Source organism: Streptomyces boluensis (genome assembly GCF_009908195.1).
GTDB lineage: Bacteria > Actinomycetota > Actinomycetes > Streptomycetales > Streptomycetaceae > Streptomyces > Streptomyces boluensis.
This window is the reverse complement of record NZ_JAAAHS010000145.1, coordinates 1-16,668: the sequence shown is the minus strand read 5'-3', so window position 1 is coordinate 16,668 and position 16,668 is coordinate 1. Positions and strand designations below refer to the sequence as shown.

Below are 16,668 nucleotides of genomic sequence, written 5' to 3'. Positions count from 1 at the left end.
GCCTCGACGAGACCACCGCCGCCTCCGTCGCCGTCATGCTCCAGGCCCTGGCCACACCCTCACGGCTGCGGATCCTCGCCACCCTGCGGCACGGGCCGTACGACGTCGGCTCCCTCGCCGGCGCCGTCGGCATGGAACACTCCGCCGTCTCCCACCAACTGCGCCTGCTACGCGCCCTCGGCCTGGTCACCGGCCACCGCATCGTCTACCACCTCTACGACGACCACGTGGCCCAACTCCTCGACCAGGCCGTCCACCACATCGAGCACCTGCTCGTCGACGCGCGCACCGCTGGACCCGCCTGACCGCCGGTCGAGCAGCGTGGGGGTACCTGGCTGCGGTGGATGTCTGCGACCAGGGCGGGCAGGGCGGCCAGGCACCGGCGGACCGACATCCCGGTTACTCCGTGCTGCGACGCCGGAACAGCCAGATGCCGACGCCGACGGCAACCAGCACCACGGCCCCGATCGCCAGCGGCACGACCGGCGAGCTGTCGTCGTCCTGCTGCTGAGCGTCGGCCTGCTTCTTGTTGTCGTCCTTGTCGTCCTTGTCGGCCGGCGCCGGGTCAGTCGACGGTGAGTCGGTCGCCGGGGATTCCGGCGTGCTGGAGTCGGGGGAGACCGGCTCGGCTCCCGGCGCCGCGGCGGCCAGTTCGAGCATCGGGGCCGGGCTGCCGTGGCCGGTGTCGTCCGAGTGGTCGTGCTCGCCCGGCTCCTCGATCTCGATCCAGCGGTCGATGCGCCCGTCGTCGTACGTCTGCAGGGTCTTGAACGCCAGCGCCTTCGCGTCGGGGAGCTGCCGGACGACCACCGCGTACGCGGCGTCCTTGCCGGTGGGGACGGGCGGGCCGGAGACGGTGTAGCCGCGATCGGTGGGGGCCAGCTTCCAGCCCTGGGGGCCGGACTTGTAGGTGATGTCGGCCGGGGCCAGGCCCTTGGGCAGGATCACCTCCAGCTTGGTGATGCCGGCCTTGTCCGACTCCGACTCGGCGTTGAAGGCCAGGGTGACCTTCTGGTCGAGGGCGCGGGCGCCCTCCGCCTCGACCTCGACGTGGGCGGACGCGGGCGGCGCCGTGGCGAGGACGGTGGCCAGGGCTAGGGCGGCAACGGCTGTGATGCGGCGCGTGGTGCGCGCGTTGGTGCTGGGCACGGGTGACTCCTGAGTGGTCAGGGTGAAGTGCGGGCCCGCCGCAGGGCGGCCCGTCATGGACAGCAGGAAGCAGGAGGAGATCCGTGCTGCCGGAGGGCCGCGTCGTGCCACGTCATGGGTCAGCATCTCGACCGCAGGCCGAGGTATCCCCGAGCAGGGAGCCGTGCCCGGTGCGGATTCGGCGGTTCGGGCGGGCCTTGCCCCGTGTGCCGCCCACCTGCCCCAGGTCGAGGCCACGCGCTCCGCGACCCCCGCCGCCAGACGTACGACGGTCCGGCAAGCGGCGTCGGCACGGTGCAGCAACCAGGCCACTAGGAGGGCGGCCACCGTGTGAGCGGCGACCATGGCGAGGCCGCCATGGTGCCCGGAGTACCAGAGCAGGTCTGCGTCGGGTTGCGCGGTGTGGCCGAGGTGCGGGTGAGGGCCGTGATCGTGTGGCGCCGGATGAGGAGCTACCCGTACGAACCATGTGTGCAGGGCCAGTTGTCCCGCCCCGGTTGCCGCGAGTGCGGCGGGCAAGGGCAGGGCTTGCCGGGCCAGGGGCAGGGCCACGGTGAAGAGTGCCAGTGCGGCGGGCAGTACGGCCGACCAGGCCGTGGGGGCGCCGGAGGCCATGTGGTGACCGGCGGTGGCGAGGCCCGTACCGGCGAAGGAGAAGACCGCCGCACGGGCAGCCGCAGCCGACGCGGCGTGTGTCGTTCGCACCGCGCGGCGCGCCGAGCGCGTACTGCGAATTCCTGGCCCCGACCTCATGGCCGGACCATCATGCTGCACCGGCCCCGCCCGCTCGACCCGTCCTGCCGAAGTCGCACGGCCGATCTGCGCCGGGCCGGGGTGCGGGTCACGACTTGGGCATGCGGCGCGGGGGTTCAGACACCGGGTACGCCCGCGAAGGCCGCGGCGAGCCCGATGGTGGCGCACACCCCGAGCGTACGGAGCACGCTCCAGCGCAGCCGGAAGATCAGCAGCACGGCGATCAGGGCGATGCCCAGGGCCGCTGGACGCAGTGTGGCGACGTTCGGCACCGCCAGGTGCAGCGGGCCGGTGGACCATGCCCGTACGTCGGTGAAGAGGGTGTGCTCGGCGAAGTACAGGGCGAGGTTGGCGATCACGCCGACGACGGCGGCGGTGATGCCGCTGAGCGCGGCGGCGATCCTGCGGTTGCCGCGTAGGCGCTCGATGTACGGGGCGCCGAGGAAGATGAACAGGAAGCAGGGCACGAAGGTGACCCACGTCGTCAGGAGCGCCCCGAGCAGCGCGGCCGCCCACGGGTCGAGGGTGCCGGGGTCGCGGTAGGCGCCGAGGAAGGCGACGAACTGCACGACCATGATGAGCGGTCCGGGAGTGGTCTCGGCAAGGGCGAGACCACGGGCCATCTCCCCGGCGCCGAGCCAGCCGTACGTCTGCACGGCCTGCTGGGCGACGTAGGCGAGCACGGCGTAGGCGCCGCCGAACGTGACGACCGCCGTGCCGGAGAAGTACAGGCCCTGGGTGGTGAAGACGCTGCCCGTCCCGGTCAGTACGGCGACCGCCGCCACCGGAGCCGCCCACAGCACCAGGCCGATCGCGACGATCCGCAACGCCCGCCGTGCGCTGGGACGTTCAGCGTGCAGGGCGCCGTCAGGGATCAGCGGCGGCGGCCCGTCGTCGACCGCTCCGGACCCGGCGGGCTTCAGGGCGTGCGGTACGTACCGGCCGATCAGCCAGCCGGCGAGCGCGGCGACGACGATGACGGCCGGGAACGGCGCGTCGAACAGCGCGAGCGCCACGAACGACGCCACAGCGACGCCGACGAGCAGAGGATGCGTCAGGGAACGGCGCCCGACCCGCCAGACCGCCTGCGCCACGATCGCCACGACGGCGGGAGCGAGCCCCGCGAACAGTCCCGTGACCGCGACGGTCGAGCCGAAGGCCACGTACAGCGCCGACAGCGCGAGCAGCGCCACCACCCCCGGCAGCACGAACAGCACGCCCGCCGCGAGGCCGCCCCGCGTGCCGTTGAGCAACCACCCGGTGTAGACGGCGAGTTGCTGCGCTTCCGGGCCGGGCAGGAGCATGCAGTAGCTGAGGGCGTGGTTGAAGCGCTGCTGGCCGATCCAGCGCTTCTCCTCGACGAGCGCGCGCTGCATCACTGCGATCTGCCCGGCGGGCCCGCCGAAGGTCTGAAGGGAGATGGTGAACCAGGTCTTCAGCGCCTGCCGGAACGGTACGAGGTCACCGTCCCGTTCGGAGTCTGCGGCGGGCGACTTCGCCTCGGGGCGGGGAGGAGTCGATGGCTGATCGGTGGCGGTCACCGGTGGATCTCCGTCCGGGAAAGGTCGAGGCAGAACAGGCGGCGGTGCAACCATGGTTACCTCAGAAGAGGGCGGGGTGGAAGGTGGAGAGGCGCCTATGGAGGTGAACACTGTGTTGCGGCTGAAGGTGAACACTGTGTTGCGGCACGCGGGCTCCGACAGGGGGCGCTCACCGCGATGCAGGCAGACCGTCGCGCCAACTTCCCCGGGAGCGTGCCGCATTGACCACTGCTGACCCTCCTTCCGGCGCGGGCGACGCCGGCCAGTGGGCCCTGCTCTCGTACCGGATGCCCCGCGAACCCTCCACGCCGCGCATCGCCGTCTGGCGCAAGCTCAAACGGCTCGGGGTCGCACAGCTCGGCGACGGCCTGGTCGCCCTGCCCGCCGACGCCCGCACCCGCGAGCAACTGGAGCGGATCGCCGAGGAGATCACCGACTCGGGCGGCACCGCCACCCTCTGGTTCGCCCATCCGGCGCTCGCGGAACAGGAACGTGAACTGGCCCGCACCCTGACCGAGGCCCGTGCCGCCGAGTACCGGAAGCTGCACGCGCGGGCGCAGCAGGCACAGGGGCTGGGCGAGGCGGAGGGCCGCCGCGTCCTGCGCGGACTCCGCGCCGAACTGCGCCGCATCAACCGCCGCGACTACTTCCCGCCGCCGGAACGCCGCGCCGCCGAAGCGGCCGTGAACGCGCTGCACCCGTCCAACCCGTCGAACCCGTCCGACCCGTCGAACTCGCAGGACGACCAGGAGAGTTCAGCATGAAGTGGGCCACCGCGCCGGCATCCACATCGACCGGGCCGCCTGGCGGGTCATCGCCGCCCAGCCGGAAACAGCGGTCGAGAGGCCTGCCCCGGCGTCCGCGTTCGTTTTCGACCAGCGTTCAGCATGGGCGGAACCAGTCATCCTGCTCGACCGCTTCGTCGGCCTGGCCTACGGCGGCCATGCAGTCACGTACGTTCCCGAGCTTGCCGCAGGCCGGGCGGCTTGAGGCGTCCGGTGGTGGCGAAGTCCCCCTGGAGCATGGGGAGTTGGTCGTACCCCCGGTGATACGGTCGTTCGCCATGGACAAGGATGCCGTTACGAAGCTGGTCGAGGCGTACATCTCGATCTGGAACGAGTCCGACGACGAGGTTCGGCAGGCTTCGGTCGACGAGCTGTTCACCCCTGACGCGACCTACACCGACCCGACCGTCGTGGCCGAGGGAGCCGAGGCCATCGGTGAGTACATCGCCGGTGCGCGGAAGAACTTCACCGGGATGCTGTTCACCTTCGACCAGGTGCTGACCCACCACGACTCCGTCCACTTCTCCTGGCAGGTCGGCCCGACGGGTGGCGCGCCGGTGGTGAGCGGATTCGACGTCGCGTGGTTCGAGGACGGTCGGATCAACCGCGTACACGGCTTCTTCAACGGTTTCTGACCCTCGGGCAGAGCAGGGAGTCACGGTCACGTGCGGTCGGTCCCTAGGCGCTCGTGGTCCGCGATCCCCCGTCGGCGACCGCTGCCGCCACCGTGAAGTGCCGCTCCCCTTCCGGGTGTTCGAGCTCGTCGAGCGCGGCCACGGCGAGGTCCTCGACGCTGATGCGGGACGTGCCGTCGGGGGCGGTGAGCAGGGTGGTCGTCCCACGGCGGTAGGTGCCGGTGCGTGTGCCGGGTTCGAGGAGGGACGGCGGGCTGAGGTACGTCCAGTTCCCGTACGGGTGCTCCTTGCAGGTCCGCAACTGGGCCGTACTGGCTCCCGCGATCGCGCGCCACTGGGCCGGCACATGGTCAGGGTCGTCGATCACCAACAGCCCAGGCCGGCGGGGCGACTTCAGGGGCCCCGCTCCGCCCACGACGAGCACCCGGATGCCCGCCTTGGCAGCCGCGTCCAGGACGGCCGACGTCGACGGTGCGATCGAGTCCTCCTGGCCAGCAGCCGGCCGCACCGTGAGGAGTACGGCGTCGGACTTGGCGAGTGCCGCGTCCAGAGCGGCAGCACCGTGCTGTTCGTCCGCGAGGTCCACGGCCGTGGGGATGATGCCTGGTGCGGGCGTCTGCTGCGGGCGCCGTGACGCGGCGACCACCTGATGCCCGCGCGTGACCGCTTCGGCGACGAGACGTGAGCCGACCATTCCGGTGGCACCGATCACTGCGATGTTCACGAGAGAGACCCTTTCGGAGAGCGAGGCGTACGAGGCGTACGAGGCGTACGAGGCGTACGAGGTGCCGGGGTGATCTGTCCGCCGGCCAGCGCCGCGAGGGCGAGGGCGAAGCCGAGCAGCTGAAGGGGATCGAGGCTCTCGCCGGCGAGCAGTACGCCGAGAGCGGTGGCGACCAGCGGCGAGAGCAGCCCGAGGAGGGCCGTCGACGTGACCGGGAGGGTGCGCAGGCCCCTGAACCAGAGGGTGTAGGCGATCAGCCCGCCCGCGGTGCCCAGCCACACGTACCCCGCCACGGCCCGGCCGTCGATCCCGCCGGGTATGCCCTCGACGAGCAGGGTCGGGGCGAGCAACAGCAGTCCGCCCGCGGCGAGTTGCCACCCGGCGAACCCGATCGCGCTGACCCCTTCGGGGCGGCCCCAGCGTTTGGCGAGTACGATCCCGGTGCCCATCGCGGCTGCCCCGGCGAGACCGGCGAGCACCCCGAGCGGGTCGAAGGCCGCGCCGGGGCCGAGCACGACGAGCCCCACCCCCAGGACTCCGACGACGCCCCAGGCCAGCCGCCAGGGCGACAGCCGTTCGGACAGGAGGGGCACGGCGAGCAGAGCCACCAGGATCGGCTGACTCGCCCCGAGCGTCGCGGCCACCCCACCGGGGAGCCGTTCGGCGGCGATGAACAGCAGCGGAAAGAACGCGCCGACGTTCAGGGCGCCGAGGACCGCGGCCTTCCACCACCACGCCCCGCGCGGGAGCGTGCGAGCGATGAGCAGGCCGAGCAGACCGGCCGGGAGCGCGCGCATGAGTGCGGCGAACAACGGGGCGTCGGGCGGCAGCAGTTCGGTGGTGACGACGTACGTCGTACCCCACACCGCGGGCGCGAGCGCCGTGGCAAGAGTGAGTCCGGCCCGGCCGGCCGATCGCGTGGGCGTGGGCGTAGGCGTGGGCGTGGGCGTCGGCGTCGATAGGGGCGGGGCCGGGGGAGTTGCTGCGGTCGTTGTGGTCACGCCACCACTGTCGGACTCCACTCACCTATGAGTCCAACACATGGTTTTCATGGGTTCGATCGTCACACACGATGAATGGTTGGAACTCCGGCGTCAGGCACGATGAATGGATGGAACTCCGGCAACTTCGATACGTCCTGGCCGTCGCCGAGACCCGCAACTTCACGCGCGCCGCCGAGCAGTGCTACGTGGTCCAGTCCGCGCTGAGCCACCAGATCAAGACACTCGAGGACGAACTCGGCGTGCGCCTCTTCGCACGTACCAGCAGAAGGGTCGAACTCACCGCGGCGGGTGAGGCGTTCCTGCCGTCGGCCCGCGCCAGTCTGGAGGCGGCCGAGCGTGCCGCCGCCGATGCGACGGCGACCATCGGGGAGCTGCGCGGCCCCGTCACCCTCGGCATCATCCCCAGCGTCACCGCCCTCGACATCCCGCGCGCGCTGCGGACCTTCCACCAGGCCCACCCCGCGGTACGCGTCAGCCTGCGCAGCGCGGCCAGCGACGAACTCATCTCCGGCGTGGCGGCGGGCGCGGTGGACATCGCGGTCCTCGGGCTGCCGGAGACCGTCACGCCGAGCGGCGTCCAGTCGGTCGAGCTGGCCAGGGAGCGGCATGTCGCGGTCGTCTCCACCGAGCACCGCCTGGCCGGACGCCGCCGCCTGCGCCTGGCCGATCTGGCCGAGGAGACGTTCGTCGACTTCACGGCGGGCTCTCCGGGGCGCGCACAGAGCGACCTCGCCTTCGAGGCGGCCGGCATCCCACGCGACGTGACCTTCGAGGCGATGTCCGTCGACCTGATCCTCGACCTGGTCGAGCAGAACCTCGCGGTCGCCCTGCTGCCACCCGCGATCCTGCGACCGGGCGCCCGCCTGGCCGCCATCGCCGTGACGGGCGGGCCGACCCGGAGCGAGCACCTGGCCTGGAGCGAGTTCAACCCCACCCCGGCCGCCACGGCGTTGTTGGCGGTACTGCGCGCCTCACAGGTCTGAAACGGCGAACGGCACGCGCTGGGCCCAGCGTCGGATGCCGGAAGAGGCCACGACGCCCCGTCAATCCTGTCAACGCCTGGGCTGCATACGGCCATTCATCCCGATTTCCCCCCGCTTAAAAGTGACCCGCGTCACGTTACTGGCGGTATCTGAAACAGTGTGTCGCAGGTAAATTGCGGGGAACACGCAGATGTGGATCCACGTGTCTGAGCAACCGTCAGCGGCCCGAACCGTGGCCCGAACGGCGGCCCATTCGGCCCTGCCCCTCTCAGGGGCCCACGAGCGAGAAGGACCTTCGCGATGGAGCAGCAGCACGTCGACGTCCTGGTGATCGGCGCCGGAATATCCGGTATCAGCGCCGCGCGCCACGCCCTGCGCGACAACCCCGGCGCCTCGGTCGTCGTGCTCGAGCGCCGCGCCCGTGTCGGTGGCACCTGGGACCTCTTCCGGTACCCCGGTATCCGTTCGGACTCCGACATGTCCACCTTCGGATTCGGCTTCCGCCCGTGGCGCGATGCCCGCATCCTCGCCGGCGGTGCGGCGATCCGGCAGTACGTCGAGGACGCCGCGGCGGACGACGGCGTCCTCGAGCGCACCCGCTTCGGCCGCCGCGCGATCAGCGCCGACTTCTCGCACGCCACCGGGCGTTGGACCGTCGAGGTCGAGGACGAGGGGTCCGGCGAGCGCGAGTCGTACAGCGCGGGCTACCTCATCGGCGCGACCGGCTACTACGACTACGACGAGCCCTACCGCCCCCAGTTCCCCGGCGAGGCGGACTATCAGGGCACCCTGGTCCACCCCCAGCACTGGCCGGAGGAGCTCGACCACACCGGCAAGCGCGTGGTCGTCATCGGCTCCGGTGCCACCGCCATCACCCTGCTGCCCGCGATGGCCGACGAGGCCGAGCACGTCACCATGCTGCAGCGCTCGCCCACGTACGTCCTCGCGCTGCCGGAGGTCGACCCGGTCACCTCCGTCCTGCAGAAGCTGCGCGCCCCCGCCGCCCTCACGTACAAGATCGCCCGCGCCCGCAACATCGCGCTGCAGCGCGGGAGTTACGCCTTCTGCCGCAAGTACCCCCGCATCGCCCGCAAGGTGCTCCTCGGCCTGGTCAGGGCCCAGGCCGGCAAGGGCGTCGACATGCGGCACTTCAGCCCGAACTACAAGCCCTGGGACCAGCGCCTGTGCGTCGTCCCCGGCGGCGACCTGTTCAAGGTGCTCAAGCGCGGCAAGGCGTCCATCGCCACCGACCACATCGACACCTTCACCGCCGACGGCATCCGCCTGAAGTCCGGCGAGGAACTGAAGGCGGACATCGTCGTCACCGCGACGGGCCTGAGCGTCCGCCTCATGGGCGGCATGGAACTCACCGTCGACGGCCGCCCGGTGGACGTCACGAACCGCGTCCTCTACAAGGCCGTCCTGCTCGAGGGTGTACCCAACATGTCCCTCGTGATCGGCTACACCAACGCCTCCTGGACCCTGAAGGCGGACCTGGCGGCCGAGTACACCGCCCGCCTCCTCGCGTACATGCGGCGCCACGGGCACGACATCGCCACCCCGGTGGCCTCCGACGGTGACCGCTCGGAGTTCTCCGTCATGGGCGAGGCGCTGACCTCCGGCTACATCGCCCGCGCCGACAAGGTCATGCCGCGCCAGGGCACCCGCGACCCGTGGCGGCTGTGGAACAACTACTACCGCGACCGCGCCATGCTCCGGCACGCCTCCATCGACGACAGCCCGCTGCGCTTCGACAAGGCGGACCCGGCGGACCAGGCCGGTACGGACACCACGGACCAGGCCGGTACGGACGCCACGGCGGATGCCGGGGAATCCACCCGCGCCGCCTGATCGCCTGGCCGCCTGACCAGTACGTACCTCTATCCCCATAGCCCCACCGCACTGCCCCGTACCGCGCACCGTCCGCCCCTCTCCGGGGACCCGCCGAGCAGACACCGAGGACGAAGATGACCGCGAACCTGACCAGGAAGGTCTACGACGAGCGGCTGCGGACCCTGTCCCAGGGCTCCGTGAACGTCAACTTCAACGCCTTCATCGACATCAAGTGGGACGACCCCGAGTTCGCCGTCGACACCAGCGACCCGCGCTGGGTCCTCACCTCCGCGGACGCCCTCGGCGCCCACCCCTGGTACCAGGAGCAGCCGCTCGAGACGCAGATCCGCATCGGGATCTGGCGCTGGGCGATGATCGCCAAGGTGGGCATGCAGTTCGAGAACCTCCTCATGCGCGGAGCTCTCGACTACGTCTTCCAACTGGGCAACCAGAACGAGGAGTTCAGGTATCTCACCCACGAGATCACCGAAGAGACCCACCACACCCAGATGTTCCAGGAGCTGGTCAACCGCACCGGCGTGGACACCGCCGGCGGAAAGCGCTGGTTCCGCCAGCTCAGCCGGGTACTGCCGGTGTTCGGCTCCCTCTACCCCGAGGCGTTCTTCACAGGCATCCTCGCCGGTGAGGAGCCCATCGACCACCTGCAGAAGGCCGCCCTGCGCAGCGGCGAACCGGTGCACCCACTGCCGCAGCGGATCATGCAGATCCACATTGCCGAGGAAGCCCGGCACATCTCCTTCGCCCACGAGTTCCTGCGCCTGCGCGTCCCGCGCTACGGCAAGGCCCGCCGCGGCGCCCTGTCCGTCCTCTTCCCGCTGATCATGCGGATCCTGTGCGACGTCATCATGATCCCCGACCGGAAGTCCGCCGCCGAGGTCGGCATCCCGGCCTGGGTGGTCAAGGACGTCTTCTGGAAGTCCGACGCCGGCCAGAAGATGCTGCACAGCCTTTTCTCCGACGTACGGATGCTCGCCCAGGACATCGGCCTGATGAACAAGGTGTCCCGCCCGGTGTGGAGGGCCCTGCGCATCGACGGCCGCCCCGCGCGCTTCCGCGGCGAGCCCGTCCCGCACACCGCCGACTGAACGCCCCAACTCCCGCACAGCCTGTCGCTGAACGCCCGAACGGAGACCAGCTCGCCGTGCCGTACGTCGTCACCCGATCCTGCTGCGCCGACGCCTCCTGCGTGCTGGCCTGCCCCGTCAACTGCATCCACCCCGCACCCGGCGAGCCCGGCTTCGCCACCGCCGAGATGCTGTACGTCGACCCGCGCACCTGCGTGGACTGCGGCGCCTGCACGACGGCCTGCCCGGTGGACGCCCTCAAGCCCCATACGGCCCTCGGCGAGGGGGAGTTGCCCTTCCTGGAGCTGAACGCCTCGTACTACAAGGAGAATCCGCACGCCGACCGTACGCCCATGTACGTCGTACCCAAGCAACGAGCCGTCCCCGCAGGCGAGTTGAGCGTCGCGGTCGTCGGCGCAGGGCCCGCCGGGCTGTTCGCCGCCGACGAGTTGCTGCGCCACCCGGGCGTACGTGTCACCGTCTTCGACCGGCTCCCGACCCCGTACGGTCTCGCGCGAGCCGGCGTCGCACCGGACCACCAGGACACCAAGCAGGTCACCGAGCTTTTCCGGGCCATCGAGTCACAGCCCGGCTTCACCTACCGGCTCGGCGTCGAGATCGGCGCTGACCTCACCCACGCCGACCTGCTGCGCGAATACCACGCGGTGATCTACGCCGTCGGTGCCGCGACCGACAAACGCCTCGGCATCGAAGGCGAGGGCCTGCCCGGCAGCGTCTCCGCCACCGACTTCGTCGCCTGGTACAACGGCCACCCCGACCACGCGCACGACGCCCCCGCCCTCGACACCGAACGCGCCGTCGTCGTCGGCAACGGCAACGTCGCCCTCGATGTCGCCCGCATTCTCACCGCCGACCCCGACGCTCTGGCCCGTACCGACATCTCCGACCTCGCGCTCGCCGCACTCCGCGCGAGCAAGGTCCGCGAGGTCGTCCTCCTGGGCCGCCGAGGACCCGCCCAGGCGGCGTTCACCGTGCCTGAACTCCTCGCGCTCTCCGCCCTGAAGGACGTGGACGTGACCGTGGAAGGCCGGCCCGACGACCTGGCGCCCGACGCCACCGAGAAGGCCCGCCTCCTGTCGGAACTGGCCGCCCGCACACCGGTCGGGGGCCGCCGCCGCATCGTCCTGCGCTTCCTGACCGCCCCGGTACGGCTCACGGGCGAGGACTCCGTACGCGCCCTGGAGATCACCCCCACCGAGCTGCACACCGACGACGACGGCACCGTCCGCGCCCGGCCCGCCGGCGACACCCAGACCCTGCGGACGGGCCTCGTCCTGCGCTCCGTCGGCTACCGCGCCCGCCCCGTGCCCGGCCTGCCCTTCGACGAGGACAGTGCGACCGTCCCGCACGAGAGCGGCCGGGTCGAGCCCGGCGTCTACGTCGCGGGCTGGATCAAGCGAGGGCCGACCGGCTTCATCGGCACGAACAAGACCTGCGCCCACGAGACCGTCGAGTCCCTCCTCGACGACTTCGCCGCCGGCCGCCTCACCGAGCCGGTGACCGGCGCGAGCGTGGCCGCCGGAGGCCTGGGCCTGGACGCCTGGCGCGCGATCGACCGTACGGAACGGGCGGCGGGAGAGGCCCAGGGCCGCCCCCGCGTGAAACTCACGGACACCGAGTCCCTGCACCGCGCCGCCGCGCAGACCGCCCCGGCGGCACCGGTACGCGGCTGACGTACGGGTACGCGGCCTGACGTACGGGTACGCGGCCGGCGTCGAGGAGGGGGCTCAGGCCCCCTCCAGATCGGCCACCCGCTGCTGCGGCGACAGCTCCACACTCAGGCCCCGCAACGTCGCGTCGAGGATCGCCCACACAGAGCGGCACAGCATCGTCCGCAGCTCCTCCTCGGACAGCTCACGTGCGGGGTCGCGCACCCACTGGTTCACAGCGGTGTCCACAAAGCCCACGACGCCGACCGCGACCGAACGGAGCGGCGCCTCCTGCACGCCCAGCGCCTTCAGCACGTCACTGAACCGCTCGCTCAGCATCAGTGCGATGGCCGTCTTGGTGTCCGCCACCAGTGAGCCGTCCCCCATCGCGTGTTCCCCGACGCCCATGTACGCGTACAGGCGCGGGTGTTGGGACACCCAGTCCAGATGCGCGCTCACCACCCGGCGTACGGCTTCCTCGACCGTCCCGTCGAAGGAGAGCGTGGGCTCCATGCGCCGCATGAACGACTCCACCACCCGCCGCCGGATCAGCTCGTCCAGCGTGGCGCGGTCCTTGAAGTGCCGGTACAGCACCGACCTCGGCACACCCACACGCTCCGCGAGCCGCTGCACCCGGAAACGCGTGCCCTCCTCCTCGATGAGCGCGACCGCCGCGTCCACCAACTCGACCTGACGCTGCGCCTTGTGCTCGTCCCAGCGGGTGGAGCGTCCGTCGATCTGCGGCTCACCGCCGGTTCTCTGCACCATCCCGTCACAATATCGGCCCTTCGGACGAGCATGGCACCGCTCCGTGGCGGGCCCGACGGCGTGACTGTTGCCCGGTGCGCCGAAATGGTCGTACAGACGGGTACAACCATTGCGATGTGTTGTGGGTCCTACCAAGCACGAGCAGACCGCACCAACCGTCATATGGGGGAAATATGCGATTCAACCGATCTGCCCTAACCGTCGCGGGCTTGTCGGCCCTGGCCATGGGAGGGGCGACCGCGCTGGCGGGTCCCGCCTCCGCCGCGCCCAACACCACCCCGCAGCAGGTCTGCGGCAGCAGCTACAAGACCGTCAACTCGGCGCCCATCGGCACGCGGGGCACCGTCTATCTGACGTACAACTCGACCAACGGCAAGAACTGCGTCGTCACCATCCGCAGCAACCCCGGTACCAAGATGGACATGTCGTCCTGGATCTACATTCCCGACACCGGCGAGGGCACTGACGACTACGGCAGCTACACGTCGTACGCGGGTCCCGTCTACGCCTACGGCAAGGCGCACTGCGTCGACTGGGGCGGCAGCATCGGCAACACGTATGTCCAGGTGACCGGTTCCAACTGTGCCGCTCTCAAGGAGCAGCGGACCACCACCGTTCGCTGACCCGCCACACCCCGGCCGTCCTGGCGCACCTCATGAAGTGCGCTGGGGCGGCAGCGGTGTGTGGGTTCAGCCGCGTGCTCACGCGAACCTCACCTCGGCCGTGGCATGCCGGGCCTCCCGGTGCGTGGCGACGCTCAGCTCGGCACCGTCGGCCGTGCGGGCGCCGGTGGCCAGCAGGTGCTCGCCCACGAAGGCCGGGCTGCGGAGCCGGTACGAGAGTGAACGCACCGTCCACTGCGGCGAGTTGACCCGGACCAGCTCCAGCATGAGCAGGGCGAGCAGCGGGCCGTGCACGACAAGGCCCGGGTAGCCCTCCACGTCGCGGCAGTACGGGGCGTCGTAGTGGATGCGGTGGGCGTTGGCGGTGAGGGCGCTGATCCGGAAGAGCAGGCGTTCGTCCGGCTTGGCGGGCAACTGCCAGGGGGCGTCGGAGTGCGGGCGTGTGGACGTGTCGGGGGTGGACGTGCCGAGGGTGGCCGGGTGCCGGGCCGCCGCGCCGCGTCCTGAGCGGTAGACGATGTCCTGTTCCTCGACGAGGCAGGTGCGGCCGGACTGCCGGAACTCCCGGCGCTCGGTGGCGAAGAGGAGTTCGCCGCTGCGGCCGCGCTTGGGCGTCACCGCGCTCAAGCTGCAGATACGCTCCGCCGGTTCGCCGATGCGCAGCGGCTCGACGACCTCGCAGCGCCCTCCCGCGAACATCCGCTGCCGGTCGGGGATCGGCGGCAGGAACCGGGCGTCGCGCAGGTGTCCGTCGGGGCCGAGTTCGCGCTGCGCGGGCCACTGAAGGAAGTACAGCCAGTGCCACAGCGGGGGCAGCGGATCGCCGGGCCCGGCGGCGGGTTCCGGCAGGTCCAGGGCCGCCGAAAGGGCCGCGGCCGGTCCCGGCGGCAAGGCGTCCGCGTCCGTGGTGGCCGCCGGGTGCCATGACTTCACGTACGAACTGAGGGGCGGTGCGGGGGCGGAATCCATGCGGGGTGCCTTCCATGTACGGGAGTTGAGGATGTGTCAGGCAATTGTGGTGGAGTCGGACGCGGTACGGGCCCCCGCGACGCCCCTCATCATGTGTGCTGACGCGAGGTGGACCCGCCACCCCCGACGAGGAGACCGCCCCCATGAGCACCCTGGACACCCTGCCCGCCGACGAACGCTTCGTCGTCGAGACCGTGCACGATTTCGTCGACAAGGAAGTGCGGCCGGTCGTACGGGAGTTGGAGCACACGAACACGTACCCCGAGGCGCTCATCGAGAAGATGAAGGAGCTCGGCATCTTCGGCCTGGCCGTGCCCGAGGAGTACGGCGGCACCCCTGTCTCCATGCCCTGCTACGTCCTGGTCACCGAGGAACTCGCGCGCGGCTGGATGAGCCTCGCCGGAGCGATGGGCGGCCACACCGTCGTCGCCAAACTCCTGGACCTGTTCGGCACCGAGGAGCAGAAGCGCCGCTGGCTGCCGCGTATGGCCACCGGGGAGGTCCGGGCCACCATGGCGCTTACGGAACCCGGCGGTGGGTCCGACCTGCAGGCCATGCGTACGGTGGCCCGCGAAGTCGACGCCGGAGGGTACGTGGTCAACGGGTCCAAGACCTGGATCACCAACTCCCGCCACTCCCAGCTGATCGCCCTGCTCTGCAAGACCGACCCGGACGCGGAGCCCGCGCACCGCGGCATGTCGATCCTCCTCGTGGAACACGGGCCCGGCCTCACCGTCTCCCGTGACCTGCCGAAACTCGGCTACAAGGGCGTGGAGAGCTGCGAGTTGTCCTTCGAGGACCACCGAGTGCCCGTGGACGCCGTGCTCGGCGGGGTGCCGGGCAAGGGCTTCGCGCAGATGATGAAGGGCCTGGAGACCGGCCGCCTCCAGGTCGCCTCTCGCGCCCTCGGCGTGGGCCGCGCGGCCTTCGAGGACTCGCTCGCCTACGCCCAGGAACGCGAGTCGTTCGGCAAGCCCATCTGGCAGCACCAGGCGATCGGCAACTACCTGGCCGACATGGCCACTTCACTTACCGCAGCGCGCCAGCTCACCCTGCACGCGGCCCGCGAGTACGACGCCGGGCGGCGCGTGGACACCGAGGCCGGGATGGCGAAACTCTTCGCCTCCGAGACCGCCATGGAGATCGCCCTCAACGCCGTCCGGATCCACGGGGGTTACGGCTACTCCACCGAGTTCGACGTCGAACGCTACTTCCGGGACGCCCCGTTGATGATCGTCGGCGAGGGCACCAACGAGATCCAGCGCAACGTGATCGCCGCCCAGCTCGTCAAGCGCGGCGGACTCGACGCGTAACCCTGCCGTACCAGCCGCCCCTGTCATACCTGTTGACCTGCTGGAACGTGTCTCGCACGATTGATCCAACTTGCCGGTCCGAGCGTGCGGCCGGTTGCCTCCGCCTGAACTGAGAGCCGTCGCATGAGCGTTGAAGTCCTGACGATCCTCGTCCTGGTGCTGATATTCGTCGTGGGGACCGTGCGGTCGGTCAACCTGGGCGTCCTCGGGCTCGCCGCGGCCTTCGCCGTGGGCGGGCTCGCGGTGGGGATGAGCACCGAGGATCTCTTCGCCGGGTTCCCCGTGGACCTGTTCATCGCCCTCATGGGGCTGACGTTCCTCTTCGGCTTCGCCCAACGGAACGGCACCGTCGACCTCTTGGTGAGATGGGGCCTCCACCTGGTCCGGGGCAAGGTGGCGGCCGCGCCCTGGATCTTCTTCGCGCTGACCGGGCTTCTGATGTCGATCGGCGCGATCTTCGCCATCGCGTGCGTCGCGCCCCTCGCCATCCCGTTCGCCCGCCGGTACCGGATCGACCAGTTGATGATGGGCATGATGGTCGTCCACGGCGGCATGGCCGGAGCGTTCTCGCCGCTGAGCGTGTACGGCGTCTTCGTGAACGGCTTCCTGGAGTCCAAGGATCTCCCGGCCGACCACCTTGCGCTTTTCGCCACTTCCTTCGTCCTCAACACGGCCATCGCGCTGCTCGTGTACCTGACGATGGGCGGCCGCCGCCTGTTCGGACGGCGCGAGACGGACGCCGATGCGGTGGACGATGGAGGCGCCGACGGCCCGCACGGGGACGGTACGGGCCCCGCCGATACGGGGAGCCGGGGCGGCGTCCAGACCCGGAC

At 70.7% G+C, this 16,668-nt stretch carries 17 protein-coding genes; 11 read left to right on the top strand and 6 right to left on the bottom strand.

All coding sequences use genetic code 11. The features are described from left to right. Positions 1–305 (top strand): ArsR/SmtB family transcription factor (locus GUY60_RS19155; RefSeq protein ID WP_161699461.1); only part of this gene is annotated, 305 nt, incomplete at its 5' end. Between the two features lie 94 nt (positions 306–399). On the opposite strand, the gene GUY60_RS39740 is transcribed toward GUY60_RS19155, so the two are convergent. Continuing rightward, a complete protein-coding gene (locus tag GUY60_RS39740; RefSeq protein ID WP_312866348.1) occupies positions 400–1,854 on the bottom strand; it encodes a DUF1775 domain-containing protein in 1,455 nt (484 codons plus the stop codon). A 164-nt stretch (positions 1,855–2,018) separates the two neighbouring features. After that, positions 2,019–3,443 carry a chromate efflux transporter gene (gene chrA, locus GUY60_RS19145; RefSeq protein ID WP_312866347.1) on the bottom strand — a complete coding sequence of 475 codons (1,425 nt, stop codon included), beginning with the start codon at positions 3,441–3,443 and terminating at the stop codon, positions 2,019–2,021. Positions 3,444–3,664: 221 nt separating this feature from the next. Here chrA and GUY60_RS19140 point away from each other — a divergent pair, with 221 nt between their 5' ends. From GUY60_RS19140 to GUY60_RS19130, 3 genes are all read left to right on the top strand, one after another. Then, positions 3,665–4,207 (top strand): Chromate resistance protein ChrB, encoded by a 543-nt coding sequence (locus GUY60_RS19140; RefSeq protein WP_246235256.1) that lies wholly within the window; start codon positions 3,665–3,667, stop codon positions 4,205–4,207. Position 4,208: 1 nt separating this feature from the next. After that, positions 4,209–4,433 carry a hypothetical protein gene (locus tag GUY60_RS19135; protein ID WP_161699458.1) on the top strand — a complete coding sequence of 75 codons (225 nt, stop codon included), beginning with the start codon at positions 4,209–4,211 and terminating at the stop codon, positions 4,431–4,433. A 73-nt stretch (positions 4,434–4,506) separates the two neighbouring features. Beyond that, positions 4,507–4,863 carry a nuclear transport factor 2 family protein gene (locus GUY60_RS19130; protein ID WP_161699456.1) on the top strand — a complete coding sequence of 119 codons (357 nt, stop codon included), beginning with the start codon at positions 4,507–4,509 and terminating at the stop codon, positions 4,861–4,863. Between the two features lie 43 nt (positions 4,864–4,906). On the opposite strand, the gene GUY60_RS19125 is transcribed toward GUY60_RS19130, so the two are convergent. Beyond that, the gene (locus tag GUY60_RS19125) at positions 4,907–5,587 is read right to left on the bottom strand and encodes an NAD(P)-dependent oxidoreductase (protein WP_161699454.1); all 681 of its coding nucleotides are present in this window, start codon (positions 5,585–5,587) and stop codon (positions 4,907–4,909) included. Next, complete coding sequence (locus GUY60_RS19120; RefSeq protein WP_161699452.1) at positions 5,584–6,588, bottom strand: EamA family transporter; 1,005 nt, start codon at positions 6,586–6,588, stop codon at positions 5,584–5,586. The genes GUY60_RS19125 and GUY60_RS19120 overlap by 4 nt, the downstream gene beginning before the upstream one ends. 110 nt (positions 6,589–6,698) lie before the next feature. Between GUY60_RS19120 and GUY60_RS19115 the strand changes: the two genes are divergently transcribed. From GUY60_RS19115 to GUY60_RS19100, 4 genes are all read left to right on the top strand, one after another. Further along, a complete protein-coding gene (locus GUY60_RS19115) occupies positions 6,699–7,574 on the top strand; it encodes a LysR family transcriptional regulator (RefSeq protein ID WP_161699450.1) in 876 nt (291 codons plus the stop codon). 300 nt (positions 7,575–7,874) lie between these two features. Further along, the gene (locus tag GUY60_RS19110; protein ID WP_161699448.1) at positions 7,875–9,425 is read left to right on the top strand and encodes a flavin-containing monooxygenase; all 1,551 of its coding nucleotides are present in this window, start codon (positions 7,875–7,877) and stop codon (positions 9,423–9,425) included. A gap of 116 nt (positions 9,426–9,541) precedes the next feature. After that, positions 9,542–10,513, top strand: a complete 972-nt coding sequence (locus GUY60_RS19105) for an AurF N-oxygenase family protein (RefSeq protein ID WP_161699447.1) — start codon at positions 9,542–9,544, stop codon at positions 10,511–10,513. Between the two features lie 56 nt (positions 10,514–10,569). After that, the gene (locus tag GUY60_RS19100) at positions 10,570–12,186 is read left to right on the top strand and encodes an FAD-dependent oxidoreductase (protein WP_161699445.1); all 1,617 of its coding nucleotides are present in this window, start codon (positions 10,570–10,572) and stop codon (positions 12,184–12,186) included. Positions 12,187–12,240: 54 nt separating this feature from the next. Here the strand turns inward: GUY60_RS19100 and GUY60_RS19095 are convergent, their stop codons facing one another. Continuing rightward, the gene (locus GUY60_RS19095; protein ID WP_161699443.1) at positions 12,241–12,930 is read right to left on the bottom strand and encodes a TetR/AcrR family transcriptional regulator; all 690 of its coding nucleotides are present in this window, start codon (positions 12,928–12,930) and stop codon (positions 12,241–12,243) included. Between the two features lie 173 nt (positions 12,931–13,103). On the opposite strand from GUY60_RS19095, the gene GUY60_RS19090 reads away from it, so the two are divergent. Then, positions 13,104–13,553, top strand: coding sequence for a spore-associated protein (locus GUY60_RS19090; protein ID WP_161699441.1), 450 nt, complete (start codon positions 13,104–13,106; stop codon positions 13,551–13,553). 78 nt (positions 13,554–13,631) lie between these two features. On the opposite strand, the gene GUY60_RS19085 is transcribed toward GUY60_RS19090, so the two are convergent. Then, positions 13,632–14,486: an HTD2 family dehydratase gene (locus GUY60_RS19085; RefSeq protein WP_312866346.1), complete on the bottom strand. Its 855-nt coding sequence runs from the start codon at positions 14,484–14,486 to the stop codon at positions 13,632–13,634. Between the two features lie 179 nt (positions 14,487–14,665). Between GUY60_RS19085 and GUY60_RS19080 the strand changes: the two genes are divergently transcribed. Together GUY60_RS19080 and GUY60_RS19075 are read left to right on the top strand one after the other, a co-directional pair. Next, positions 14,666–15,835, top strand: coding sequence for an acyl-CoA dehydrogenase family protein (locus tag GUY60_RS19080; RefSeq protein ID WP_161699437.1), 1,170 nt, complete (start codon positions 14,666–14,668; stop codon positions 15,833–15,835). A 123-nt stretch (positions 15,836–15,958) separates the two neighbouring features. After that, positions 15,959–16,668: transporter permease (locus GUY60_RS19075; protein WP_376771273.1), on the top strand; the 710-nt coding region annotated here is incomplete at its 3' end.

Bases quoted from the DNA above. Each gene is read 5' to 3' on its own strand.
- GUY60_RS19130 (WP_161699456.1), top strand. From the start codon at position 4,507: ATGGACAAGGATGCCGTTACGAAGCTGGTCGAGGCGTACATCTCGATC.
- GUY60_RS19105 (WP_161699447.1), top strand. From the start codon at position 9,542: ATGACCGCGAACCTGACCAGGAAGGTCTACGACGAGCGGCTGCGGACC.
- GUY60_RS19095 (WP_161699443.1), bottom strand. From the start codon at position 12,930: ATGGTGCAGAGAACCGGCGGTGAGCCGCAGATCGACGGACGCTCCACC.
- GUY60_RS19110 (WP_161699448.1), top strand. From the start codon at position 7,875: ATGGAGCAGCAGCACGTCGACGTCCTGGTGATCGGCGCCGGAATATCC.
- GUY60_RS19090 (WP_161699441.1), top strand. From the start codon at position 13,104: ATGCGATTCAACCGATCTGCCCTAACCGTCGCGGGCTTGTCGGCCCTG.
- GUY60_RS19115 (WP_161699450.1), top strand. From the start codon at position 6,699: ATGGAACTCCGGCAACTTCGATACGTCCTGGCCGTCGCCGAGACCCGC.
- GUY60_RS19080 (WP_161699437.1), top strand. From the start codon at position 14,666: ATGAGCACCCTGGACACCCTGCCCGCCGACGAACGCTTCGTCGTCGAG.